21 protein-coding genes are annotated in these 23,169 nt (G+C 72.5%); 11 read left to right on the top strand and 10 right to left on the bottom strand.

Annotated features, from left to right (window positions below):
- The first annotated feature begins 83 nt into the window (after positions 1 to 83).
- Both AAW13_RS15205 and AAW13_RS15200 read left to right on the top strand, forming a co-directional pair.
- Complete coding sequence (locus tag AAW13_RS15205; RefSeq protein ID WP_046732930.1) at positions 84 to 965, top strand: NAD(P)-dependent oxidoreductase; 882 nt, start codon at positions 84 to 86, stop codon at positions 963 to 965.
- Positions 966 to 1,053: 88 nt separating this feature from the next.
- A complete protein-coding gene (locus tag AAW13_RS15200) occupies positions 1,054 to 1,329 on the top strand; it encodes a DUF1876 domain-containing protein (protein WP_046732929.1) in 276 nt (91 codons plus the stop codon).
- 36 nt (positions 1,330 to 1,365) lie between these two features.
- Here the strand turns inward: AAW13_RS15200 and AAW13_RS15195 are convergent, their stop codons facing one another.
- From AAW13_RS15195 to AAW13_RS15170, 6 genes are all read right to left on the bottom strand, one after another.
- Positions 1,366 to 2,535 (bottom strand): serine hydrolase domain-containing protein, encoded by a 1,170-nt coding sequence (locus AAW13_RS15195; protein WP_046732928.1) that lies wholly within the window; start codon positions 2,533 to 2,535, stop codon positions 1,366 to 1,368.
- A gap of 33 nt (positions 2,536 to 2,568) precedes the next feature.
- Positions 2,569 to 2,973 (bottom strand): organic hydroperoxide resistance protein, encoded by a 405-nt coding sequence (locus tag AAW13_RS15190; RefSeq protein ID WP_206306226.1) that lies wholly within the window; start codon positions 2,971 to 2,973, stop codon positions 2,569 to 2,571.
- Positions 2,974 to 3,167: 194 nt separating this feature from the next.
- Entirely contained in the window at positions 3,168 to 3,629 is a 462-nt protein-coding gene (locus tag AAW13_RS15185) for a MarR family winged helix-turn-helix transcriptional regulator (RefSeq protein ID WP_046732926.1), read from the bottom strand.
- 53 nt (positions 3,630 to 3,682) lie between these two features.
- Positions 3,683 to 4,456 (bottom strand): energy-coupling factor ABC transporter ATP-binding protein, encoded by a 774-nt coding sequence (locus AAW13_RS15180; protein ID WP_206306225.1) that lies wholly within the window; start codon positions 4,454 to 4,456, stop codon positions 3,683 to 3,685.
- Complete coding sequence (gene cbiQ / locus AAW13_RS15175; RefSeq protein ID WP_046732924.1) at positions 4,444 to 5,205, bottom strand: cobalt ECF transporter T component CbiQ; 762 nt, start codon at positions 5,203 to 5,205, stop codon at positions 4,444 to 4,446. The genes AAW13_RS15180 and cbiQ overlap by 13 nt, the downstream gene beginning before the upstream one ends.
- Complete coding sequence (locus tag AAW13_RS15170; RefSeq protein WP_046732923.1) at positions 5,205 to 6,242, bottom strand: energy-coupling factor ABC transporter permease; 1,038 nt, start codon at positions 6,240 to 6,242, stop codon at positions 5,205 to 5,207. The genes cbiQ and AAW13_RS15170 overlap by 1 nt, the downstream gene beginning before the upstream one ends.
- A gap of 163 nt (positions 6,243 to 6,405) precedes the next feature.
- Between AAW13_RS15170 and AAW13_RS15165 the strand changes: the two genes are divergently transcribed.
- On the top strand, positions 6,406 to 6,753 hold the full coding sequence (locus tag AAW13_RS15165) for an SsgA family sporulation/cell division regulator (protein ID WP_046732922.1): 348 nt from the start codon (positions 6,406 to 6,408) through the stop codon (positions 6,751 to 6,753).
- Between the two features lie 27 nt (positions 6,754 to 6,780).
- On the opposite strand, the gene AAW13_RS15160 is transcribed toward AAW13_RS15165, so the two are convergent.
- From AAW13_RS15160 to AAW13_RS15150, 3 genes are all read right to left on the bottom strand, one after another.
- Complete coding sequence (locus tag AAW13_RS15160) at positions 6,781 to 8,451, bottom strand: penicillin-binding transpeptidase domain-containing protein (RefSeq protein WP_046732921.1); 1,671 nt, start codon at positions 8,449 to 8,451, stop codon at positions 6,781 to 6,783.
- Between the two features lie 103 nt (positions 8,452 to 8,554).
- The gene (locus tag AAW13_RS15155) at positions 8,555 to 10,165 is read right to left on the bottom strand and encodes a penicillin-binding transpeptidase domain-containing protein (protein ID WP_046732920.1); all 1,611 of its coding nucleotides are present in this window, start codon (positions 10,163 to 10,165) and stop codon (positions 8,555 to 8,557) included.
- Positions 10,166 to 10,307: 142 nt separating this feature from the next.
- Positions 10,308 to 12,086, bottom strand: coding sequence for a dolichyl-phosphate-mannose--protein mannosyltransferase (locus tag AAW13_RS15150; protein WP_046732919.1), 1,779 nt, complete (start codon positions 12,084 to 12,086; stop codon positions 10,308 to 10,310).
- A gap of 95 nt (positions 12,087 to 12,181) precedes the next feature.
- Between AAW13_RS15150 and rsmI the strand changes: the two genes are divergently transcribed.
- The 6 genes from rsmI (at position 12,182) to AAW13_RS15120 (ending at position 18,549) form a co-directional block, all read left to right on the top strand.
- Positions 12,182 to 13,030 carry a 16S rRNA (cytidine(1402)-2'-O)-methyltransferase gene (gene rsmI / locus AAW13_RS15145; RefSeq protein WP_046732918.1) on the top strand — a complete coding sequence of 283 codons (849 nt, stop codon included), beginning with the start codon at positions 12,182 to 12,184 and terminating at the stop codon, positions 13,028 to 13,030.
- A gap of 453 nt (positions 13,031 to 13,483) precedes the next feature.
- Positions 13,484 to 13,921, top strand: coding sequence for a hypothetical protein (locus AAW13_RS15140; RefSeq protein ID WP_046732917.1), 438 nt, complete (start codon positions 13,484 to 13,486; stop codon positions 13,919 to 13,921).
- Between the two features lie 75 nt (positions 13,922 to 13,996).
- On the top strand, positions 13,997 to 14,899 hold the full coding sequence (locus AAW13_RS15135; RefSeq protein WP_046732916.1) for a TatD family hydrolase: 903 nt from the start codon (positions 13,997 to 13,999) through the stop codon (positions 14,897 to 14,899).
- A gap of 342 nt (positions 14,900 to 15,241) precedes the next feature.
- The gene (locus tag AAW13_RS15130) at positions 15,242 to 16,714 is read left to right on the top strand and encodes a resuscitation-promoting factor (RefSeq protein WP_046732975.1); all 1,473 of its coding nucleotides are present in this window, start codon (positions 15,242 to 15,244) and stop codon (positions 16,712 to 16,714) included.
- Positions 16,715 to 16,753: 39 nt separating this feature from the next.
- Positions 16,754 to 17,623 carry a 16S rRNA (adenine(1518)-N(6)/adenine(1519)-N(6))-dimethyltransferase RsmA gene (gene rsmA / locus AAW13_RS15125; protein ID WP_046732915.1) on the top strand — a complete coding sequence of 290 codons (870 nt, stop codon included), beginning with the start codon at positions 16,754 to 16,756 and terminating at the stop codon, positions 17,621 to 17,623.
- Complete coding sequence (locus AAW13_RS15120) at positions 17,620 to 18,549, top strand: 4-(cytidine 5'-diphospho)-2-C-methyl-D-erythritol kinase (protein ID WP_046732914.1); 930 nt, start codon at positions 17,620 to 17,622, stop codon at positions 18,547 to 18,549. The genes rsmA and AAW13_RS15120 overlap by 4 nt, the downstream gene beginning before the upstream one ends.
- Before the next feature lie 64 nt (positions 18,550 to 18,613).
- On the opposite strand, the gene AAW13_RS15115 is transcribed toward AAW13_RS15120, so the two are convergent.
- On the bottom strand, positions 18,614 to 18,877 hold the full coding sequence (locus AAW13_RS15115) for a hypothetical protein (protein WP_046732913.1): 264 nt from the start codon (positions 18,875 to 18,877) through the stop codon (positions 18,614 to 18,616).
- Positions 18,878 to 19,055: 178 nt separating this feature from the next.
- On the opposite strand from AAW13_RS15115, the gene AAW13_RS15110 reads away from it, so the two are divergent.
- Both AAW13_RS15110 and AAW13_RS15105 read left to right on the top strand, forming a co-directional pair.
- On the top strand, positions 19,056 to 20,858 hold the full coding sequence (locus tag AAW13_RS15110; RefSeq protein ID WP_046732912.1) for an ABC-F family ATP-binding cassette domain-containing protein: 1,803 nt from the start codon (positions 19,056 to 19,058) through the stop codon (positions 20,856 to 20,858).
- Positions 20,859 to 21,114: 256 nt separating this feature from the next.
- Entirely contained in the window at positions 21,115 to 22,920 is a 1,806-nt protein-coding gene (locus tag AAW13_RS15105) for an outer membrane protein assembly factor BamB family protein (protein ID WP_046732911.1), read from the top strand.
- Positions 22,921 to 23,169 lie beyond the last annotated feature (249 nt).

Raw genomic sequence — 23,169 nt, 5'->3', positions numbered from 1 at the left:
CCCGGAACGGGTAGGCGTCGCGCGCGCAGCGGCCCGGCGTGGGCCAAGCTGGCCTGCGGAACGTACGAGGACAGGGAGACGTCATGACCGACAAGCCGACCGTCGCCGTGCTGGGCACCGGCATCATGGGCGCCGCGATGGCACGCAACCTCCTCAGGGCCGGGCACACCGTCCGCGCCTGGAACCGCACCCGCGCCAAGGCCGAGCCGCTGGCGGCCGACGGCGCCCAGGTCACCGGCACCCCGGCCGAGGCCGTCGAGGGCGCCGACGTCGTCGTGACCATGCTGTACGACGGCGCCACCGCCCTGGCGGCCCTGCGCGAGTCCGCCACCGCGCTGCGGCCCGGTCTGGTCTGGGTCCAGTCGACCACCGCGGGACTCGACCAGGTCCCCGACCTGGCCGCGTTCGCGAGCGAGCACGGCCTGGTCTTCTACGACGCCCCGGTGCTCGGCACCCGCCAGCCCGCCGAGGCCGGACAGCTCACCGTCCTGGCCGCCGGGCCCGAGCAGGGCCGGGAACAGGTCACGCCGGTCTTCGACGCCGTCGGCGCCCGCACGGTGTGGACCGGCGAGGACGGCTCGTCCGCCGCCGCGACCCGGCTCAAGCTGGTCGCCAACAGCTGGGTGCTCGCGGTCACCGCCGCCACCGGCGAGGTGGTGGCGCTGGCCCAGGCCCTAGGCGTCGACCCGCAGGACTTCTTCGACATCATCGAGGGCGGCCCGCTCGACATGGGCTATCTGCGGGCCAAGGCCAAGCTGATCCTCGACGGGGGACTGACCCCGCCGTCCTTCGCGGTGGACACCGCCGAGAAGGACGCCCGGCTGATCGTCGGCGCGGGCGCGGGCAACGGCGTGCGCCTGGACGTCGCCGAGGCCGCCGCCGAACGGTTCGCGCGGGCCGCCGCCCAGGGGCACGCCGACGAGGACATGGCCGCCGCGTACTTCGCCAGCTTCGAGGACGAGTAGCCCCGGCGGCACGTCGGGGGCCCGCGCCGACGTGACGGTCCGGGCCCCGAGGAGCACCCTGGAAGCAGCGATTCCGGAGGTGGTCCCCATGATGCAAACCGCTGTGGGATGGCATGTGGAGCTGGAGTTCCTGGAGGACGACACGCATACACGCGCGGTGGCCCTGGTCCGGCTGCCCGACGGCACCGAGGTGCGCGCCCACGGCCACGCGAGCCGTCACGATTCCGACAACAACCAGCCCAGGGTCGGCGAGGAGATCGCGGGCGCCCGCGCTTTGAACGAACTGGCCATGCAGCTGCTCACCAAGGCGCACGGCGAGATCGACGCGGACTCGGGCCGCCACTCGCACCCGATCAACGTGTGAGGGGCGCGCGGGCAGGGCGGGGCAGGTGCGCCGGGGCTAGGAAAGTGCCGTGCGTACCGCCCGTACCAGGGCCTGGGCGCGGGGGTCCGCCGTCACGCTCGTGCGGAAGCCGTTGGTGACGTACCCGAAGGCGATGCCCGACTCCGGGTCGGCGAAACCGAGTGCGCCGCCGCGGCCCGGGTGGCCGAAGGAGGTGGGGGACAGGAGCGGGGACGCGCTGCCGTGCAGCATGTAGCCGAGCCCGAAGCGGGTGGAGACCACCAGGACGCGGTCGGGTCCCGCCGACTGCTCGGTGCGGGCCAGCTCCATGGTCTCCGGGGTGAACAGCCGGCGGCCGCCGTCGACCTCGCCGATCAGCGAGGCGTAGCAGCGGGCCAGGCCGTCCGCGGTGGCGATGCCGTTGGAGGCGGGCAGGACGGCCGCCTGGTAGCCGGGGTCGTTCTCGTCCGGGAGCGGGCAGATCGCGCCGAACGCCCGGCGGGTCAGCGAGCCGGGGTCGGCGTACGCCTCGGAGACGGCGCGCTTGGGCCGGGTCCGCAGGGCACCCGCGGTCTCCGGCGCCCCGACGGGCCCGACCCGCCCGACGCGCGCCCGCTCCGCCTCCGGCAGCCCGAGCCACAGGTCGGCGCCGACCGGTCCGGCGATCTCGTCCGCGATCCACTCGCCGGCGCTCCGCCCGGTCACCCGCCGCACCAGCTCGCCGGCCAGCCAGCTGAAGGTCTGGGCGTGGTAGCCGTGGTCGGTGCCCGGCTCCCACACCGGCGCCTGCGCGGCCACCGCGGCGGCGCCGGCGTCGGGGTCGGCGGCCTCGGCGGGCGTCAGCGGCCGGTCGAGCACCGGCACGCCCGCGCGGTGCGCGAGCAGCTGCCGTACCGGCGTGCGGTCCTTGCCCGCCGCCTTGAACTCCGGCCAGTACTCGCCCACCGGCGCGTCCAGGTCCAGCTCGCCGCGCTGGTGCAGCAGCAGGGGTACGGCGGCGGCGACGCCCTTGGTGGCCGAGCGCACGATCTGGGCGGTGCCCCGCTCCCAGGGCGCCGCGGCCGCGCTGCCGTCGAAGTCCCGGGCGCCGCCCCACAGGTCGACGACCCGGTGCCCGTCCCGGTACACGGCCACCGCCGCGCCCCGGTCACCGAGCTGCTCGAAGTTCCTGGCGAACGCGTCCCTCACCGGCTCGAAGCCCTCGGCCACTGTGCCGTTCACGTCCACGTCCGTACTCCTCGCTCGGCGGCGCTGTCCCCCTCAACCAAGCACGATCGTCACGTCGATGTTCCCGCGCGTCGCGTTCGAGTACGGGCAGACCTCGTGGGCGGCGTCCACCAGCTTCGCCGCGACGTCCGCGTCCAGCACCGGCAGCGAGACGCTCAGGGCGACCGCGAGGCCGTAGCCACGCTGCTTGTTCGGGCCGATCCCGACCTTCGCGGCGACCGTGGAGCCGGTGAGGTCGTAGCCGGAGCGGTTGCCGACGAGGATCAGCGCGTTGTGGAAGCAGGAGCTGTAACCGGCCGCGAACAGCTGCTCCGGGTTGGTGCCGTTCCCGTCGCCGCCCAGCTCCGGCGGCATCGCGACCTGGAGGTCGATCCGGCCGTCCTGGCTGGTGACATACCCGTCCCGGCCGCCGTGGGCGGTCGCCTCGGCGACATACATGATCTTCGTCGGACGGGTGTCGACGGTGGCGCCTTCGATCACGGCGGGACCTCCCCCAGGGCAGAAACAGTGGTGGGCAACACAGAAGTGTGCAAGCACATCGTGCACAAGGTACCGACCGGTAGGAAGCCCTGGGACGGGGAGGGGGGTGGAAACCGCGGGTAACAGGCGGTGACCCGGCCGGCCGGCGGCGGCTACACCTGGTGCCAGGCCGCCCGGCCCGCCCGGTCCGCGAGCTCGCGCAGCTCCTCCCGCAGCCGCGCCACCTCCGTCCCGCCCAGCCCGGTCGTCGTGAGCAGCGCGCCCGGTATGCGGGCCGCGCGCTCCCGCAGCTCCTCCGCCCGCTCGGTGCAAGCGACGAGCACCGCGCGCTCGTCCTGCTCGGAACGCTCCCGGCGCACCAGGCCGGCCGCCGCCAGCCGTTTCAGCAGCGGCGACACCGTGCCGTAGTCCAGGCGGAGCGCGCCGGCCAGCTCCTTCACCGTGGTCTCGCCCCGCTCCCACAGGACGAGCAGCACCAGGTACTGCGGGTAGGTGAGCCCCAGTTCGTCGAGGAGCGGACGGTAGGCGGCGGTCACGGCCCGCTGCGCGGCGTACAGCGCGAAGCACAGCTGGTCGTCCAGCCGCGGCACCCCGGCGTCCTCTTGATGCGTCACCCGCCCATTGTCACGGACGCGGCCACGCGCGGGACGGCCGTCACGGAAACGCGTCACACCTCCTGCCGGCCGGCCGTCGCCGCCCGCGGGTCGAAGCCGAAGGGGAGTTCCAGCCGGTGCGCCCTCATCAGGCCTTCGTCGGCGAGGAGTTGACCGGTGGGACCGTCGGCGGCGATCGTCCCGTCGCTCAGGATCAGGGCGCGGGGGCACAGCTCCAGGGCGTAGGGCAGGTCGTGCGTCACCATGAGGACGGTCACGTCCAAGGAGCGCAGGATGTCCGCCAGTTCGCGCCGGGAGGCCGGGTCGAGATTGGAGGAGGGCTCGTCGAGGACGAGGATCTCCGGCTCCATGGCGAGGACGGTGGCCACGGCGACCCGGCGCCGCTGTCCGAAGGACAGGTGGTGGGGCGGGCGTTCGGCGAAACCGGCCATGCCCACCTGATCGAGCGCGGCACGCACGCGCGCGTCGAGCTCCGCGCCCTTCAGGCCGGCCGCCGCGGGCCCGAACGCCACGTCCTCCCGCACGGTCGGCATGAACAGCTGGTCGTCCGGGTCCTGGAAGACGATGCCGACCCGGCGCCGGATCTCCGCCATGTGCCGCTTGCCGACGGGCAGTCCGGCCACCGTCACCGTGCCGGCGCCCCCGCTCAGGATGCCGTTGAGGTGCAGGACGAGGGTGGTCTTCCCGGCCCCGTTCGGGCCGAGCAGCGCGACCCGTTCGCCCCGCCCGATCGAGAAGTCGACGCCGAACAGGGCCTGATGGCCGTCGGGGTAGGCGAAGGCGAGGCCGGAGACCTCCAGCGAGGCGGCAGCGGTCACAGGACCCATCCCAACAGGCAGACGACGAGGGCGGACGAGGGCAGTGCGAGGGCGCGGGTCCACTGGGCCCGGGACGCGGTCACCTCGTCGATGACCGGCATCGAGCCGTCGTACCCCCGGCTCACCATGGCCAGGTGCACGCGCTCCCCGCGTTCGTAGGAGCGGATGAACAGCGCGCCCGCGGACTTCGCGAGCACGCCCCAGTGGCGCACGCCCCGCGCCTCGAAGCCGCGCGACTCCCGGGCGATCCGCATCCGCCGCATCTCGTCGGTGATGACGTCGCCGTAGCGGATCATGAAGGAGGCGATCTGGACCAGCAGCGGCGGGAGCCGGAGCCGCTGGAGACCGAGCAGCAGTTCGCGCAGCTCCGTGGTGGCCGCCAGCAGGACGGAGGCGGCGACGCCCAGGGTGCCCTTGGCGAGGACGTTCCAGGCACCCCACAGGCCGTTCACGCTGAGCGAGAGGCCGAGGACGTCGACCCGCTCACCCTGGGCCACGAACGGCAGCAGCACCGCGAAGGCGACGAACGGCACCTCGATGAGCAGCCTGCGCAGCACGAAGGACGCGGGCACGCGCGCCTGGTGCGCGACGCACGCCAGCAGCACGGCGTACAGACCGAACGCCCACATCGCGGTGCGCGGGGTCGAGACCACGACGACCACGAAGGCGAGGACGGCGGCGAGCTTGGTGTGCGGCGGCAGCGCGTGCACCGGGGAGTGCGCGTGCCGGTAGAGCCGGTGGGCGTGCCCCGCCCCCATCAGCGCGCCTCGGAGGGGGCGCCCGTACGGCGCCTGCGCACCGCCCAGAACACCCCGCTGCCCGCGGCCACGGTCGCCCCGACGCCGATCACGCCCGCGAGACCGCCGGAGAGCCGGGCGTCGGAGACGTCCCGGACGCCGTAGTCGGCGAGCGGGGACCCGGCGGCGGCGTGCTCCTCGGCCTTCGCGTCGATGCCGTGGTCGTGGGCGACCTTCTCCAGCCCGTCGGGGTCGGCGGAGGCGTAGAAGCTGACGAAACCGGCGAGCACCACGGAGGCCGCCAGACCCGTGATCCACAGCGCGCGCCGAGAGGTGCGGGCCGCCACGGGCACCGGAGCGGACGCGGGGGCGTCCACCAGCTCACCGTTCACCCGCAGCTTCAGCCGCTGCCGCAGCCCGCGCGCCCCGTACACCAGGTCCGGGCGTACCGCGATCACCGCGCCGACGGTGAGCGCGGTGATCGCGGCCTCGCCGAGGCCGATGAGCACGTGCACGCCGATCATCGCCGTGGCCACCTTGCCGATGGCCACGTCCGTGGTGCCGCCGACCGCGTAGAGCAGCGTGAAGGCGACGGCGGCGGCCGGGACGGAGAGCAGCGCGGCGACGAAGGCGGCCGCGGTCACCGAGCGCCGGCCGCGCGGCAGGACCTTCACCAGGCCCCGGAAGACGACGTACGCGACGACGGTGGTCACCAGCGCCATGTCGGTGATGTTGACGCCGAGCGCGGTCAGGCCGCCGTCCGCGAACAGGATCCCCTGCATCAGCAGCACCACGGACACGCACAGCACGCCCGTACAGGGGCCGACCAGGATCGCGGCCAGCGCCCCGCCCAGCAGGTGCCCGCTTGTTCCGGCCGCCACGGGGAAGTTGAGCATCTGTACGGCGAAGATGAACGCCGCCACCAGACCGGCCAGCGGAGCCGTCCGCTCGTCGAGTTCCCGCCGTGCGCCCCGCAGGCTGACCGCGAGGGCGCCGGCCGCGACCAGGCCGGTGACCGCGGAGGTGGGGGCGTCGATGAATCCGTCAGGTACGTGCACGGACCGATTTTAAGGTGCTGTTGCGAATGCTTTGCAAGAGCGAGAGAGACGTATATCCGTTGGTCACCCATCGCGAGCGGGCATGTTCCGGAAAATGTGCGACATTGGAGGGAAAGCGGATGCACAGCTTTCGCACAGATCACGGAGCGCAAAGGGCAGTCCGATGTCTGTAGTCGAGCAGTATGCGCGAGTTCACATCGTCACGGACGACGACGCCCGGGACGAGCCGCCCGCCGTACCCGTCGTCCTGCGCTACGACCCCGAGGCCGACCCGCGGTCGGTCCGGGTCGGGCTGCCCGGCACCGACGAGTGGACCTTCTCCCGCACGCTGCTGGAGGAGGGCCTCAGGGCGCCGGCGGCCAGCGGTGACGTGCGGGTGTGGCCGCTCGGGCGGGTGCAGGCCGTGGTGGAGTTCCACTCCGACCACGGCACGTCGGTGGTGCAGTTCGAGTCGAAGGCGCTGCTGCGCTTCCTGCGACGCACCTACATGGCCACCCCCGTGGCCGGCTAGTCCGACCGGTCCCCGGCCGGAGGCCGGCTAGAGGGACGAGCCCAGTTTGAGCAGCGCCGCCACGATGGGGCCGGCCGTGTCGCCGCCGTGGCCGCCCGCCTGGACCACGCCCGCGGCGGCCAGGTCGCCCTTGTAGGCGGTGAACCAGCCGTTCGGCTTCTTCTGCCCGTCGACCTCCGCGGAGCCCGTCTTGGCGCCGTAGTCCGGCCCGAGTCCCGCCATCGCCTTGGCGGCCGTGCCGTACGCCGCGGTGTAGGACATGACCTCCTTCAGCTCGGACTGGGTCTTCGCGGACATGGTGCGCGAGGCCTTCGCGATCGTCCGGTCGTCGACGCTCGGGGAGACCAGGTACGGCTGGTGGAAGGTGCCGGTCTCCACGGTGGACGCGACCGACGCCATGTTCAGCGGGTTCATCCGCACCCCGCCCTGCCCGATCAGCGAGGCGCCCATCTGCGCGCCGCTCTGCACCGGGACCGAGCCGTCGAAGGTGGGCACGCCGATGGCCCAGTTGTTCATGCCGAGGCCGTAGACCTGCTGTGCCTCGGTGGTGAGGTCGCTGTCGGACAGCTTCGGAGCGAAGTTGATGAAGGCGTTGTTGCAGGAGGCGCCGAAGCTGAGCTTGAACGTGCCCTTCTTGATCTCGGAGTCGTCGTCGTTGTGGAACGTCCACCCGGCGAGCTTGTACGTCTTGGGGCAGGGGTGCGACGCGTCCGGGGTGACCAGGTTCTTCTCGAAGAGCATCGTCGAGGTGACGATCTTCATGGTGGAGCCGGGGGCCAGGGAGCCCTGGAAGGCGACGTTGAAGCCGTGGCTGGAGTTGGCGACCGCGAGGATCTCGCCGGTCGAGGGGCGCATCATGACCACCGAGGCGTTCTTCCGGGTCATGACCTGCTTCTCGGCGGCCGCCTGGAGGGTCGGGCTGAGCGTGGTCTTCACCGTGCCGGGCGTGCCCTTGCTGAGCTCGACCAGTGTCTTGTCGGAGAGCTTCGCCTTCTCGGAGGCCTTGCCGCGCACCACGCGCAGTTCGACGCCCGCCTTGCCGCCGGCCTTCTTGCCGAACTTCTCCCGCAGTCCGTCCAGGACGGAGCCCAGCGACGGGTACCTGGCGGTGGTGATCTCGCCGCCGTCGCGGTCCAGGGCGGTGACGGGCGGGGTGCCGGACTCGCCGGTGACCAGGGTGTCGCCGTCCGCCAGGTCCGGGTGGACCACGGCGGCGTGCCAGTCGACCAGCGGCTTGCCGTCGCTCTTGCGCCGGACGACGGTGAACGAGGAGTCGTACGACAGCGGCTTGCTGACGCCCTTGTACGACACCGTCGCCTTCACCGAGAACGGCACCTTCGCGCCCGTGCGGGTGCCCTCGGTGAGGGTGACGTCCTTGATGTGGGCGTCCTTGCCGTAGCCGGTGAGCAGCCTGACGCAGGCGGCGGCGTCGTCAGTGACGGCGGCGGCCCGGGTGGGGCTGCCCTGCTGCCAGGAGGCCAGGAAGGTCCGCGCCGTGGTCTGCACCTCGGTCGCCGAGAGCGGGCCGGTCTTCACGTTCTTGTGGTCGGCGGTGTCGGAGGCCGCGTCGGCGGCCGCCCCGCCGCCGTACAGCGCGTAGAGGCCGAAGCCGGCGCCGCCCACGACGACGGCGATCACCCCGCCGACGACCGCGGGTCTGCTCTTCCGCCGCTCGGCGACGCGCCTTCTCTTGCCCACAGCTCAGTTCCTCCGCGCACTTCCCCAGGGTCCCCGCCGCCCCGTAGCCCTCACGCTCCCCAACGACTGCATCAGCCTAGAGTCCCGCCCTGTGGGAGTGACGTCAGCCACCGATCCGTAGCACACTCGCGACAATCGGACCGGCCGCGTCGATGCCGTGCCCGCCGTCCTGGGTCATGGCGGCGGCGGCCACGTCGTCGCGGTAGCCGGCGAACCAGCTGTTCGACCTGGACTGCCCGTCGACCTCCGCCGACCCCGTCTTGGCGCCGATGCTGCCCCTCAGTCCGCGCATCACACCGGCCGCGGTGCCGCTGGTCGCGGTGCGGTTCATCATGGCGCGCAGCTGACCGGCCGTTCCGGCCGACAGGCCCTTCGCGGTGGCCAGTTCACGGCCGTCCAGCTTCTGCGAGACGAGCACCGGCTGCCGGAAGGTCCCCGTCGCCGCGGTCGCCGCCACCGAGGCCATGTTCAGCGGGCTCATCTGCACCTGGCCCTGGCCGATCAGGTTGGCCGCGGTGTCCGGGCCGCCGGAGGCCGGGACCCGCCCGTCGAAACTCGGGATGCCCACCTTCCAGTTGTTCTTCCCCAGCCCGAAGCGGTCCTCGGCCTCCTTGGTGAGCGAGTCCACCTGGACCGAGTCCGCGTACTTCACGAACGCCGTGTTGCAGGACCGCGCGAAGCTGTCCGAGAGGGTGGCCTTCTCGTCCGGCTCGAGTCCCTTGAGGTTGCTGAAGGTCTGGCTCTGCCAGGTCGCGGTCGGCGGACAGGGCGCGGGCCCGGCCGCCGAGGTCAGGCCGGTGTCGATGAGGGTCGCGGCGCTGATGATCTTCATGGTGGAGCCGGGTGCCAGCTCGCCGAGGAAGGCGGCGTTGAAGCCGTCCACCCGGTTGTTGGCGACCGCGAGCACGTCACCGGTGCTCGGCTTGACGGCCACCACCGACGACTCGGCGTACTTCGTCACCGCCGTCTCGGCGGCGGCCTGTACGCGCGCGTCGAGCGTCGTGCGCAGCTTGCCGGCCCTGCCCTCGGCGAGGGTCAGCAGCGTGGTGTCGGCGGACTCCTGGGACGCGTGCCGGACGACCAGCTCCACGCCCGGGGTGCCGCCCGCCTTGTCGCCGTACCGGCTGCGCAGCTCGTCCAGGACCGGGCCCAGGGACGGGTACTTCTCCTTGGTGAGGACCTTGCCGTTGCGGTCCACGGCCTCGATCGGCGGGCTCGCGGCCTCACCGGTGGCCAGGGTGTCGCCCCGCCGCAGCTCCGGATGGACCACGGAGGGCTGCCAGTCGACGAGCGCACGGTGCGTGGTCTCGCCCCGGACGATCCGCAGCGAGCTCTTGTAGGCGAGCGGCTTCGACTTCCCGCCGTAGGACACGGTGGCCCGGACGCCGAACGGCACGGTGGCGCCGGTGGCCTTGCCGGGCGTGATGCGCACGTCCTTGATGTGCGCGGTGGCGCTGAAGGAGGTGAGGACCGGTTCGGCGTCGGCGGAGTCGTTCGTGAACGAGGCGGCGTTCACCGACTGGCCCTTCTCCCAGGCGGTGAAGAACTTCTGGCTGGCGTCCTCGATCTCGTCCTTCGTGGGCGGACCGGTCCGTACGGCCGGTGTGCCGTCGCCGTGGAGCGCCGTCAGGACGTTGTAGGCGGCGTAACCGCCCCCGCCCAGCACGACCGCACAGACGCCACCGACGATGGCGCCCTTGACCCCCTTGCGCATGGTGCGAAATCCCTCCCCGTGTGCTTTTGCCGTGTTTTGTGAACACGTTCAAAAGCTGGTCGTGGGTCGCACTTTAGGTCGTTGTGAAGCTCCTGTGGCAGGTGTTGACCGATTGTTGTCCGAACGGAGTCAGGGATGTGGCTCACACCCAGGTGTCCAGCCACATCCGTGAACGCCAGGAGTCGATGGGAATCGCCGTACCCGTGTACAGGGGCCAGAAGTAGATGAAGTTCCAGGCGATCAGCAGCACCAGGACGCCCGCACCCGAGGCGCCGACCAGCCGGCGGGTGTCGGTGCAGCCCGGCGGGCCGACGATCGCGCCGATCATCATCGCCACCGCGAGACACAGGAACGGCACGAAGACGACGGCGTAGAAGAGGAAGATCGTGCGCTCCTGGTACATGAACCAGGGCAGGTAGCCGGCCGCGATGCCGCAGGCGATGGCACCGGCCCGCCAGTCCCGGCGGAAGGCCCACCGCCACAGGACGTAGGCGATCGCGAAGCAGGCCGCCCACCACAGCAGCGGGGTGCCGATCGCGAGCACCTCCCGGGCGCACTTCTCGCCGGCGTCCGACGGACAGCCGTCCACGCCCGGGGAGGGCGACTCGTAGTAGTACGACACCGGGCGGCCCAGCACGAGCCAGGACCACGGGTTCGACATGTACGTGTGCGGCGACGACAGGCCGACGTGGAACAGGTACACCTCGTGCTCGTAGTGCCACAGGCTGCGCAGCCAGTCCGGCAGGAACGTCCAGCTGCCGCCCTTGCCGTCGGTGGCCGCCCAGTTGCGGAAGTAGCCCCCGGTGCCGTCGGTGGGGGAGAGGATCCAGCCGATCCAGGACGTGAGGTAGACGGTGACGGCGACGGTGGACATCACCGCCCCCGAGACGATCGACTCGACCACGTACGGCAGCGAGAGCCGGCGTTCGGCCCCCGCCACCTTGCGCGCTCCCATGTCCCACAGCACGGTCATCACGATGAACGCGGCAAGGATGTACATGCCGTTCCACTTGGTGCCGATCGCGAGCCCCATCAGCAGGGCCGCCGCCCAGCGCCAGGGGCGCCACCCCAGCCAGGTGGTCTCCGCGACGTACGCGTCCGGGCGGACCCGGCCGTCCGCGTCCGCCGGCAGCGCGGCCGCCAGTCTCGCGCGCGCCTTGTCCCGGTCGACGACCAGGCAGCCGAACGCGGCCAGCACGAAGAACATCAGTACGCCGTCGAGCAGCGAGGTGCGGCTCATCACGAAGTGCAGGCCGTCCACCGCCATCAGCGCGCCCGCCAGGCAGCCCAGGAACGTGGAGCGGAACATCCGGCGCCCGATCCGGCACAGCAGCAGCACGCTCAGCGTGCCCAGCAGCGCCGTCATGAAGCGCCAGCCGAACGGGTCGAAGCCGAACAGCAGCTCCCCGAGCCCGATGACGTACTTGCCGACCGGCGGGTGCACCACGTAGGCCGCGTCCGCCGGGATCGTCAGGTGGCCGTTCGACTGAAGGATCAGGTCGTTGGCGTTCTTGTCCCAGTTGACCTCGAAACCGCGGTGGACGAGCGCCCACGCGTCCTTCGCGTAGTACGTCTCGTCGAATATCACCGCCTTGGGGCTGCCCAGGTTCCAGAACCGCAGCAGGCCCGCCAGCAGCGTCACGAGGAGCGGACCGCCCCAGGCCGACCACCGCGTGATCCGCTCGGCGAGCACCGGGGGCACGCCCAGGGCGAGCCACATCCGCGAGCTGGGCTCGGCGTACGGCGGCACCAGGCGGTCGACGACACCGGAGCCCTCGGCGCTTCTGCCGCCGGTGGTGTGCGCCGTGCGCGCCGGGCTCGCCGAGTAGCCGAACCGGCGCAGCCGCTGCTGCCACGCCGGCCGCTCGTCGGGCCCCGCCTGGTCCTGCCGGGTGTCCGTGGAGGACGCGGTACTGGTCACCGCGCCATCGTAGGGAACCGTTCTGTGTGAGTCCCGTGCAATGGGTCTTCACGGTGGGTTCCTTTGCGAACGGCGCGGGCTGGGAGGATGGGGGAGTGACTGGAACCCTTGTCCTCGCAGGCACCCCCATCGGCGACGTCGCGGACGCGCCGCCCCGGCTCGCGGCCGAGCTGACCGGCGCCGACGTCATCGCGGCCGAGGACACCCGGCGGCTGCGGTGGCTCACCCAGGCGCTCGGTGTGACGCCCACGGGCCGCGTGGTGTCGTACTTCGAGGGCAACGAGGCGGCCCGGACGCCCGAACTGGTCGAGGAGCTCGCCGGCGGCGCGCGCGTGCTGCTGGTGACCGACGCCGGGATGCCCTCCGTCTCGGACCCCGGCTACCGGCTGGTCGCGGCGGCGGTGGAGCGGGAGATCCGCGTCACCGCCGTCCCGGGGCCGTCCGCGGTGCTCACCGCGCTCGCGCTGTCCGGACTGCCCGTCGACCGGTTCTGCTTCGAGGGCTTCCTGCCCCGCAAGGCGGGCGAGCGCCGCTCCCGGCTCCAGGAGGTCGCCGAGGAGCGCCGCACCCTTGTCTACTTCGAGGCCCCCCACCGCCTCGACGACACCCTCGCGGCCATGGCCGAGGTCTTCGGGGCCGAGCGGCGGGCGGCCGTCTGCCGTGAGCTGACCAAGACGTACGAGGAGGTGCGCCGGGGCCCGCTGGCCGAGCTGGCGGTGTGGGCCGCCGACGGGGTGCGCGGCGAGATCACCGTGGTGGTGGAGGGCGCGCCGGAGCGGGGGCCCGAGGAGCTGGACGCGGCGGAGCTGGTGCGGCGGGTGCGGGTGCGGGAGGAGGCCGGGGAGCGGCGCAAGGAGGCGATCGCGGCGGTGGCCGTGGAGGCGGGGATTCCGAAGCGGGTTGTCTTCGACGCCGTGGTTGCAGCGAAGCGTGTCGACGGGTGAGGTCGGGTTCTGGAGCACCGTCGTGGTTGCTTTCGTGCAGTCGGGTGCGGGGCGGTGGGGGGCTGGTCGCGCAGTTCCCCGCGCCCCTGGAGGGGCGCTTCGGTGACCGGTGTCCCAAAGGGGCGCTCATGATCTCCGAGCGCGCCGCTCCTCCTTTGAGCGTGCGCCCCTGACCTGCGGAGATGCGTCCTCTGAGCGGGTGGCTTCTCCTCTGAGCGCGCGCCCCACAGGACGGTAAAGCAAGGCGGGGAAAGGCAAAGGCAATCCCCCCTCCGCGAGGCCCCTTCGGCAAGCGAAGTCCAAATCGGCTCCAACACTCGACAGGCCTGCTGCATTCGCGCCGGTGAAGGCGTCCACTGGTCAGCAGGGACGCACCCGTCCCTCACCCCCAATGGGATTCCGGGGGGAATCCCCGCGCCGGGGGTGCTTGTCCAGCGGACAAGAGGAGCTGGCATGAGTGAGATCGCAGGGCAGACCGGCCTCCGCGGTGCGGCCACAGCCGTCGTCCACGAGTCGTATTCCTTCGCCTGCATGCGGTGCGGGCACGGCTGGGAGCAGTCGTACGAGATAGAGCACCACACGGACGCCGACAACCACGAGTTCGTCACGTACGTGGCGAACGGCCGGGTGGTCCCGTCCCCGCTGAGCCGGCCGGCGTGCCTGAACTGCGACGGCCAGGTCGTCCGGATCATGCGCGCGGGGCAGGTCTCGTCGGTGCAGAACGCGACCCAGCGGTCGCAGCACCGGCCGCCGCAGCCCCGGCCGGCCGGGGAGGGCGGTACGGGATCCGGGCCCGAGGCGGCGGCGACGGAGGCCACCGCACAGGTCGGGGCGGATCACCACTGGCATCTGTCCGATCTCCTGCATCCGTTCCAGCGCAAGGCGAGCTGACCCGGGCGCGGGTCCGGCGGGGCATGCCCCCCGGCGCGAGTCCGGCGGGGCATGCCCCTTCCGTAGGATCGGGGCATGCCTTCCAACGCCGCCGGTACGGCCTCCCGTACGGCCGACAAGAACGCGGCGCCGCCGCTCCCGGAGCCCCTGCGGGTGCCGGTCGCCGACTCCCACACCCACCTCGACATGCAGTCCGGCACCGTCGAGGAGGCCCTCGCGAAGGCCGCGTCGGTGGGGGTGACGACCGTCGTCCAGGTGGGCTGCGACCTCAAGGGCTCGCAGTGGGCGGCCGACACCGCGGCCGCCCACGAGAACGTCCACGCGACCGTCGCCCTGCATCCCAACGAGGCGCCGCGGATCGTGCACGGCGACCCCGACGGGTGGTCGCGGCAGGGTGCCCGCGCGGGCGGTGGTGACGCGGCGCTGGACGAGGCCCTCGCCGAGATGGACCGGCTGGCCGGGCTGCCCCAGGTGAAGGGCGTCGGTGAGACCGGCCTCGACCACTTCCGCACCGGGCCCGAGGGCAAGGACGCGCAGGAGCGCTCCTTCCGCGCCCACATCGAGATCGCCAAGCGGCACGGCAAGGCCCTCGTCATCCACGACCGCGACGCGCACGCCGACGTCCTGCGGGTCCTCAAGGAGGAGGGCGCCCCGGAGCGGACGGTGTTCCACTGCTACTCCGGCGACGCCGAGATGGCCGAGGAGTGCGCCCGCGAGGGCTATTTCATGTCCTTCGCCGGCAACGTCACCTTCAAGAACGCCCAGAACCTGCGGGACGCGGTGGCGGTGGCACCCCTCGGACTGCTCCTGGTGGAGACCGACGCGCCCTTCCTGACCCCGGCGCCGTACCGCGGACGGCCCAACGCCCCGTATCTCATTCCGGTCACGGTGCGCGCGATGGCCGCCGTACGCGGGATCGAGGAGGATGCGCTGGCGGCGGCCCTGGGCGCGAACACGGCCCGCGCCTTCGACTACTGAGGGTATATCGATCATAACTGGCGGATAACGTCCGCCCGGTTGCGGCTTCGGCTCGCGCGTGACCGTGCGTAGTCGTGCCGCTTTGGAGAGTGACGAGAGCTCCGCTAGGTTCTGGTGGCCCGAATCCGGACCCCGTCTGGCCCTCTGGAGCGTGTCGGCGTGAGCCCATCGCAGTACGAGACGTCTGAGGCGTACGACCCCTACGGCATGCCGGGGGCGCACGGCGCGGGTGGTGCGCCCTGGGCGCGGGGCGATTACGGGGCGCCGGGCGCGTGGGGTGCGCCCGGCGAGCACGGGGCCTACGGCGCGCACGGGGTGTACGGCCCGTATGTGACGCAGGACATGTACGACGCCGAGACGCTCGGCTACGGCGTGCTGTACGGCGGTGACACCTATCGGCCGGCCTACGAGGCCGCGGCCGGGGCGAGCGGTCCGCCGACCGCACAGGCGCAGGCGCAGGCGCAGGTACAGGGGCAGGCGCAGGGGCCGGCGCAGCCGCAGGCACAGACGCAGGCCCAGACGCAGGGGCAGCGGCCGGCGCAGGCTCGGGCGCGGACGCTGGTGGACGCCCGTCAGGCGGCGGCCCGCGCGCACCCGGGTGAGCCGGGGCTGTCACGGCAGGGGGCGCACGGGCCGGAGGGCGGGGTGCCCGAGACCGGCGCGCGTGCCGTGGGCGGCCGGCGTGCCGCGCGCCGGCGCAAGGCGCGTTCCGGACAGCGGCCGGAGTCCGCCGTGCGCCGTCTGCTGCCGCAGGCCCTGGTCGTCGTGTTCCTGGCCGGCGGCACCACCGCGTTCCTCGCCAAGGACAAGGCGGTCGAGCTGACCGTCGACGGCAGGCCGCGCGCCCTGCACACGTTCGCCGACGACGTGACCGGCCTCCTCTCCGAGCAGGGCGTACCCGTGGGCGCCCACGACGTCGTCGCGCCCGCCCCCGGCACGGCACTGGCCAGCGGCGACGAGGTGGCGGTGCGCTACGGCCGCCCCGTCCGCCTCACTCTGGACGGGCAGCGGCACGAGGTGTGGACGACGGCCCGCACGGTCGACGGTGCGCTCCGGGAGCTGGGGGTCCGGGCCGAGGGCGCGTATCTGTCGGCCGCGCGCTCCCAGAGCATCGGACGCGCCGGACTGGCGCTCGACGTCCGTACCGAGCGGACCGTCACCGTCCTGGCGGACGGCCGGACCCGCACCATCCGCACCAACGCCGCGACCGTCGGCGAGGCCGTCGAGGAGGCCGGGATCACCCTGCACGGCCAGGACACCACCTCCGTGCCCGGCACCGGTTTCCCCCGCGACGGGCAGACCGTGACCGTGCTGCGGGTCACGGGCAGCAAGGAGGTGCGCGAGGAGGTGATCCCGTTCGAGGTGCGGCGGACCCAGGACCCGACCCTGTTCAAGGGCACCGAGGTGGTGGAGCGCGCCGGACGGCCCGGACTGCGGCGGGTCACGTACTACCTGAGGACCGTCAACGGGGTCCGGCAGAAGCCGCACCGGGAGTGGACCGAGCTGGTGCGCGAACCGCGCACGCAGCTCGTGAAGGTCGGCACCAAGCCGCACCCGGACTCGGTGAAGGGCGCCGACGGCCTGAACTGGCACGGTCTCGCCGTCTGCGAGTCCGGCGGCCGCGCGCACGCGGTGGACCCCTCGGGGACGTACGGGGGGCTGTACCAGTTCGACACCCACACCTGGCACAGCCTCGGCGGCAGCGGCCGCCCGCAGGACGCCCCGGCCGACGAGCAGACGTTCCGGGCGAAGAAGCTCTACCTGAGCCGCGGCTCCACCCCCTGGCCGCACTGCGGGCACCGGTTGCACGGGTGACGGGCGGGAGGCGTCCCCGGCGGCCCGTACCCTTGTCCCGTGAGCAGCCCCACCCCCGACGCCCTCCTCGGCCCCGCCGACATCCGTGAGCTCGCGGCAGCGCTCGGTGTACGCCCCACCAAGCAGCGCGGCCAGAACTTCGTGATCGACGCCAACACGGTCCGCCGTATCGTCCGCACCGCCGACGTCCGCCCGGACGACGTGGTCGTGGAGGTCGGGCCGGGGCTCGGGTCCCTCACCCTCGCCCTGCTGGAGGCCGCCGACCGGGTCACCGCCGTCGAGATCGACGACGTCCTGGCGAGCGCCCTGCCCGCGACGATCACGGCGCGCATGCCGGCGCGCGCGGACCGGTTCGCGCTGGTCCACTCCGACGCGATGCACGTCACCGGGCTGCCCGGCCCGCCGCCGACCGCGCTCGTCGCGAACCTCCCCTACAACGTCGCCGTCCCCGTCCTGCTCCACATGCTCGACACCTTCCCGAGCATCGAGCGGACGCTGGTGATGGTGCAGTCCGAGGTCGCCGACCGGCTCGCCGCCGCCCCCGGCAACAAGGTGTACGGCGTGCCGTCCGTCAAGGCCAACTGGTACGCCGAGGTGAAACGGGCCGGAGCCATCGGGCGCAACGTCTTCTGGCCCGCGCCGAACGTCGACAGCGGGCTCGTCTCCCTCGTCAGGCGCGCGGAGCCGGTGCGGACGACGGCGTCGAGGCGCGAGGTCTTCGCGGTCGTCGACGCGGCCTTCGCGCAGCGGCGCAAGACCCTGCGCGCGGCGCTGGCCGGCTGGGCCGGGTCCGCGGCGGCGGCCGAGGCGGCGCTGGTCGCGGCCGGGGTCTCACCGCAGGCCCGCGGGGAGTCGCTGACGGTGGCGGAGTTCGCGAGGATCGCCGAGCACAAGGAGCCCGCCAAGTGAGCGTCACCGTCCGCGTCCCCGCCAAGGTCAACGTGCAGCTCGCGGTCGGCGCCGCCCGCCCCGACGGCTTCCACGACCTCGCCAACGTCTTCCTCGCCGTCGGCCTCTACGACGACGTCACCGTCACCCCCGCCGACGAACTGCGCGTCACCTGCGAGGGCCCGGACGCCGGCCAGGTCCCCCTGGACCGCACGAACCTCGCGGCCCGCGCCGCGCTCGCGCTCGCCGAACGCCGGGGCATCGAACCGGCCGTGCACATCCACATCGCCAAGGACATCCCGGTCGCCGGCGGGATGGCCGGGGGCAGCGCGGACGGGGCGGGCGCGCTGCTCGCGTGCAACGAGCTCTGGCGGGCCGGCGCCTCCCGTGCCGAACTCCTCGCCATCTGCGCCGACCTGGGCAGCGACGTGCCCTTCAGCCTGGTCGGCGGCGCCGCCCTCGGCACCGGACGCGGGGAACGCCTCACCGCCCTCGACACCGGCGCCACCTTCCACTGGGTGTTCGCGATGGCCGGACGCGGGCTGTCCACCCCCGCCGTCTTCCGTGAGTTCGACCGGCTCGCCGAGGGCCGGGACATCCCCGAGCCCGTGGCCTCCCGCGACCTCCTCGACGCGCTCGCCAAGGGCGACGCGGACGCGCTCGCCGCCGCCGTCTCCAACGACCTCCAGCCCGCCGCGCTGTCCCTCTTCCCGGAACTCGCGGACACCCTCGCCGCGGGCCGCGCGGCCGGCGCCCTGACCGCACTGGTCTCCGGCTCCGGGCCCACCACGGCGTTCCTGGTCCGCGACGGCGAATCGGCGGCCGAGGTCGCCGCGGCCCTGCGCGCTTCCGGCACCTGCCGCACGGTCCGCACGGCGACGGCCCCGGCGCCGGGCGCGCGAGTGCTCGCCCCGGTCCAGGACCCCGGCGCACCCGTCGGCGCCTGAGCCACCGCCCCGCGCACCGGCGCGGCCCGGCGGTGGCCGGACCGTACCTGGGAGAGCGTGCCGGTCAACCGGCCTGGCGTACGGAGTGCAGGGATCCGCTCAGCGTGCCCTCCTGCTGCTCGTAGTGGGACAGGGCGAGACCCAGACCGATGAAGGTGGGGGCCCACTCGCCGACGAAAATGCCCCAGCGGTCGGCTCGTTCGACACCGGCCCGTTCGGCCTGGAGGCTGGTCAGCCAGGAGGCGAAGCTCAGCCCGATCGACGCCAGGCCGGCCATGTAGGCGTGCTCGCTGCGTACGCCCATGTCGTGCAGCTTCTTGATCACCATAGGGCTGTCTCCGTTCTGTACGGGATCACGTATCGGAGTAACCCTCAACATCCGGCCCATTCGTCATATACGCCGAATTTATGACCATATCGTTTGAATCATCACGAACCTGTCGGCGAGTCGGTCTCGCCGCGCGCATTACGCTGGGAGGCTGACCGTCCCCGTGCGCAGGAGTGAAATGGCCGTCAACCTGGTCAATGTCGAGAACGTCAGCAAGGTCTACGGCACCCGTGCCCTGCTGGACGGCGTCTCGCTCGGCGTGTCGGAGGGCGACCGCATCGGTGTGGTGGGCCGCAACGGCGACGGCAAGACCACCCTCATCCGGATGCTCGCCAAGCTGGAGGAGGCCGACACCGGCCGCGTCACGCACTCCGGCGGACTGCGCCTCGGCGTCCTCACCCAGCACGACTCCCTCGACCCCGAGGCCACCGTCAGGCACGAGGTCATCGGTGACATGGCCGACCACGAATGGGCCGGCAACGCCAAGGTCAGGGACGTTCTCACCGGCCTGTTCGGCGGCCTGGACCTGCCGGGCTTCCCCAAGGGCCTGGACACCGTCATCGGCCCGCTGTCCGGCGGTGAACGGCGGCGCATCGCGCTCGCCAAGCTGCTCATCGAGGAGCAGGACCTGCTCGTCCTGGACGAGCCCACCAACCACCTCGACGTCGAGGGCATCTCCTGGCTGGCCAGGCACCTGCGCGAGCGCCGCTCGGCGCTGGTCTGCGTCACCCACGACCGCTGGTTCCTCGACCAGGTCTGCACCCGCATGTGGGACGTCCAGCGCGGTGCCGTCTACGAGTACGAGGGCGGCTACTCCGACTACGTCTTCGCGCGTGCGGAACGCGAGCGGATCGCGGCCACCGAGGAGACCAAGCGGCAGAACCTGGTCCGCAAGGAACTGGCCTGGCTGCGCCGCGGCGCCCCCGCCCGCACCTCCAAGCCCCGCTTCCGGGTGGAGGCCGCCAACGAGCTGATCAAGGACGTGCCGCCGCCGCGCGACACCTCCGAGCTGATGAAGTTCGCCTCCTCGCGGCTCGGCAAGACCGTCTTCGACCTGGAGGACGTGACCGTCCAGGCCGGGCCCAAGGTGCTGCTCAAGCACGTCACCTGGCAGCTCGGCCCCGGCGACCGCATCGGTCTGGTCGGCGTCAACGGCGCCGGCAAGACCTCGCTGCTGCGCGCCATGGCCGAGGCCGCCCGCACCGAGGGCGAGGCGCAGCCGGCCGGCGGCCGGGTCGCCGTCGGCAAGACCGTGAAGCTCGCCTACCTCTCCCAGGAGGTCGCCGAGCTCAACCCGAACACCCGGGTCCTGGAGGCCGTCCAGCAGGTCCGTGAGCGCGTCGACCTCGGCAAGGGGCGCGAGATGACCGCCGGGCAGCTGTGCGAGACGTTCGGCTTCAGCAAGGAGAAGCAGTGGACGCCCGTCGGCGACCTCTCCGGTGGTGAACGGCGCCGCCTCCAGCTGCTGCGCCTCCTCATGGACGAGCCGAACGTCCTCTTCCTCGACGAGCCCACCAACGACCTCGACATCGAGACCCTCACCCAGCTGGAGGACGTCCTCGACGGCTGGCCCGGCTCGATGATCGTCATCTCCCACGACCGGTTCTTCGTGGAGCGCACCACCGACCGCGTCTTCGCCCTCCTCGGCGACGCCACCCTGCGGATGCTGCCGCGCGGCATCGACGAGTACCTGGAGCGCCGGCAGCGCATGGAGGAGGCCGTCGCCGCCACCGCCGCCGCCCCCAAGGCGCCCTCAACCGAACGCAGCGCGGCCGACCAGCGTGCCGCCAAGAAGGAACTCCAGAAGATCGAGCGCCAGTTGGACCGCGTCTCCGAGAAGGAGACCAGGCTCCACGACCAGATCGCCGCGAACGCCACCGACTTCACCAAGGTCGCCGAACTGGACGCCCAGCTGCGGGACCTGACCGGCGAACGTGAGGAACTGGAGCTGCGCTGGCTCGAACTGGCGGAAGACGCATAGCACTTCCGCCGGCGCGAATCAGCCGCGCACTCCCGAGCGCACAACCCCCTTGCGCGCGCCCGGTGAAGGGGGCGTGAAGGCGCGTAACGGGGGCATCACAGGGCGGTTCTGCCTTGGGAACGGCGGGAGCCAGGGCTCCGGGGCCTGTCGGTGCCGAGTGATAGAAAGGTCGGTCTGAGAGCACTCTGAGAGCGTCCTGAGCCCGGCGCGGGCCCCGGGACGTGGCTAAAAATCAGTGAACGGGGGAAGAGCGCTGATGACCCAGCCACCGAACCAGCCGCCGCAGGGCGGCTTCGGAGCACCACCGGGGCAGCCGCCGGCCGAGGGCTTCGGCGCGCCTCAACAGCCGCCCGCACAGGGGGGTTTCGGCGCGCCCCAGGGCACGCCGCCGCCCCCTGCCCAGCCGCCCCGGCCGGGCTACGGCTACCCGCAACAGCCGGGTCCCTACGGCCCGCCGGCCGGCCCGTACGGCCAGCAGCCCGGTGCCCACGGTCAGCAGCCCGGCCCGTACGCGGCGCCCGGTCCGTACGGCCAACCGCAGCCGCCCACGGTCCCGCAGCCCGGTTACGGCTACCCGCAGCAGCCCCCGCAGTACCCGGGCGGCCCCGGCGCCACCCCGCCGCCCGGCGGCACGGGCGGCGGTCCCTTCAAGGGGAAGCCCGCACTGGTCGTCGCGGCCGCGGTGGCGGGTCTGCTGGTCGTGGGAGGCACGGTGTACGCCGTGACCAGCGGCGGGGGCGACGGCAAGCAGCCGGTCGCCCAGCACTCCGACGACCCCAAGGCGTCCGGTACCCCGGTCGACCCCGGTGACGGCAGCGGCGACGGCGGCGCCGACCCGGACAACCTCAACGACGGCCGCAGGTCCGGCGAGGCCAAGGTGCTCTGGTACAAGTCGGCTCCGGACGCACCCGCGAACGGCGCCGACGCCCCCGGCATGTGGATCACCGGGAAGACGGCGGTGAAGGCGGCGTACAAGCAGGTCTTCGCCTACCGGGTGGGTGACGGCGATCCGGCGTGGGGCCCGATCACGTTCCCGCAGAAGATCTGCGCGGTCACCTCCGCCAAGTCCGCGGACGACAAGGTCGTCGTGGCCTACATGAACGGCACCAGCGACCGCGCCAAGTGCAACCAGCTCCAGGAGATCGACCTGGACACCGGCCGCAAGGGCTGGACCGCGACCGTCGCCGACGGCGGACTGTTCGACAGCGCGATCAGCGTCGAGCTGACGATCAGCGGCAGGACGCTGATGGTGGGCCGCTCCGAGTCCGGCACGGCGTACGACCTGGGCAGCGGCAAGAAGCTGTACGACAAGGAGAAGTACGGCGCGTCCTGCTTCCCGACGGCTTTCGCGGGCAGCGCGGACCGGCTGGTCCAGGTGGCGTCCTGCGGCGCCGGCGGCAGCAACGAGCACGACGAGATCTCGGAGCTCGAACCGGCCACCGGCAAGGTCAAGTGGACGCAACCGGTCAAGAAGGGCTGGAAGGTCGAGCGGACCTACTCCGTCGACCCGCTCGTGGTCTACATGACCAACGAGGACAAGAAGGCCTGGAACATCTCGACGCTGGACGCCAAGGGCACGTTCCGCTCCGAGGTCAAGGTCGACGAGAAGTTCGCCCCCCAGTGCGGCTGGGCGCTCCTCTCCACCGACCTCCAGGGCTGCCAGGGCGTCGCCGTCGACACGGACACCCTGTACCTGCCGACGGACGTGAGCAGCGGCGGCAACGAGATCGTCGCGATCAGCCTCACCGACGGCAAGGCGAAGTGGCGCGTGAAGTCGCCGACGGACGAGTCGATGTACCCGGTGAAGACCGAGGGCGGGAAACTCGTCGCCTACGTGAGGCCGTCGTACGACGCGGGCGGCCGGGTCGTGTCCGTCCCCACCACCGGCGCCACCCACACCCCGACCGGACTGCTGCGGAACCCCCAGCACACCGCGGACATCGAGGGCGGCTTCTACGACGGTCAGATCGACTGGGTCGACGGCCGCTTCTACATCTCGACCGCGCGACTGACCGGCAGCGACCAGGCGAAGGAGAAGCTGATGATGGCCTTCGGCAACTGAGCGGGGCTTGTCCCGTGCCGTCCAGCAGTCAGCGCCGTCCCCAGCCGCCGTCCCACCTGCTTTCCCCGAGGTAGCCCCGCCATGACGCAACCGCCCCCGCCGCCGCCCAACGAGCCCCCGCAGCAGCCCGGTTTCGGCGCGCCCGCGACCCCGCCGCAGCCGCCGCCCGGCCCACCGGCCCCACAACCGGGCTACGGCTACCCGCAGCAGCCGGCCGCCCCCCAGCCCGGCTACGGCTACCCCCAGCAG

It is taken from the genome of Streptomyces humi (assembly GCF_001005085.2).
GTDB classification, from domain to species: domain Bacteria; phylum Actinomycetota; class Actinomycetes; order Streptomycetales; family Streptomycetaceae; genus Streptomyces; species Streptomyces humi.
Note: the sequence above shows the minus strand (reverse complement) of the source record. Positions and strands in the feature narration are given on the sequence as shown.

Coding starts and splice junctions, on each gene's coding strand:
- AAW13_RS15190 (WP_206306226.1), bottom strand. CDS start 2,973: ATGTATGTCGCCGAGGCGACCGCCCACGGCGGCCGGGACGGGTATGTC.
- AAW13_RS15110 (WP_046732912.1), top strand. CDS start 19,056: ATGGCCGTCAACCTGGTCAATGTCGAGAACGTCAGCAAGGTCTACGGC.
- AAW13_RS15205 (WP_046732930.1), top strand. CDS start 84: ATGACCGACAAGCCGACCGTCGCCGTGCTGGGCACCGGCATCATGGGC.
- AAW13_RS15200 (WP_046732929.1), top strand. CDS start 1,054: ATGATGCAAACCGCTGTGGGATGGCATGTGGAGCTGGAGTTCCTGGAG.
- AAW13_RS15115 (WP_046732913.1), bottom strand. CDS start 18,877: ATGGTGATCAAGAAGCTGCACGACATGGGCGTACGCAGCGAGCACGCC.
- AAW13_RS15130 (WP_046732975.1), top strand. CDS start 15,242: ATGTACGACGCCGAGACGCTCGGCTACGGCGTGCTGTACGGCGGTGAC.
- AAW13_RS15135 (WP_046732916.1), top strand. CDS start 13,997: ATGCCTTCCAACGCCGCCGGTACGGCCTCCCGTACGGCCGACAAGAAC.
- AAW13_RS15165 (WP_046732922.1), top strand. CDS start 6,406: ATGTCTGTAGTCGAGCAGTATGCGCGAGTTCACATCGTCACGGACGAC.
- cbiQ (WP_046732924.1), bottom strand. CDS start 5,205: ATGGGGGCGGGGCACGCCCACCGGCTCTACCGGCACGCGCACTCCCCG.
- AAW13_RS15155 (WP_046732920.1), bottom strand. CDS start 10,165: ATGCGCAAGGGGGTCAAGGGCGCCATCGTCGGTGGCGTCTGTGCGGTC.
- AAW13_RS15105 (WP_046732911.1), top strand. CDS start 21,115: ATGACCCAGCCACCGAACCAGCCGCCGCAGGGCGGCTTCGGAGCACCA.
- AAW13_RS15180 (WP_206306225.1), bottom strand. CDS start 4,456: ATGGGTCCTGTGACCGCTGCCGCCTCGCTGGAGGTCTCCGGCCTCGCC.
- AAW13_RS15140 (WP_046732917.1), top strand. CDS start 13,484: ATGAGTGAGATCGCAGGGCAGACCGGCCTCCGCGGTGCGGCCACAGCC.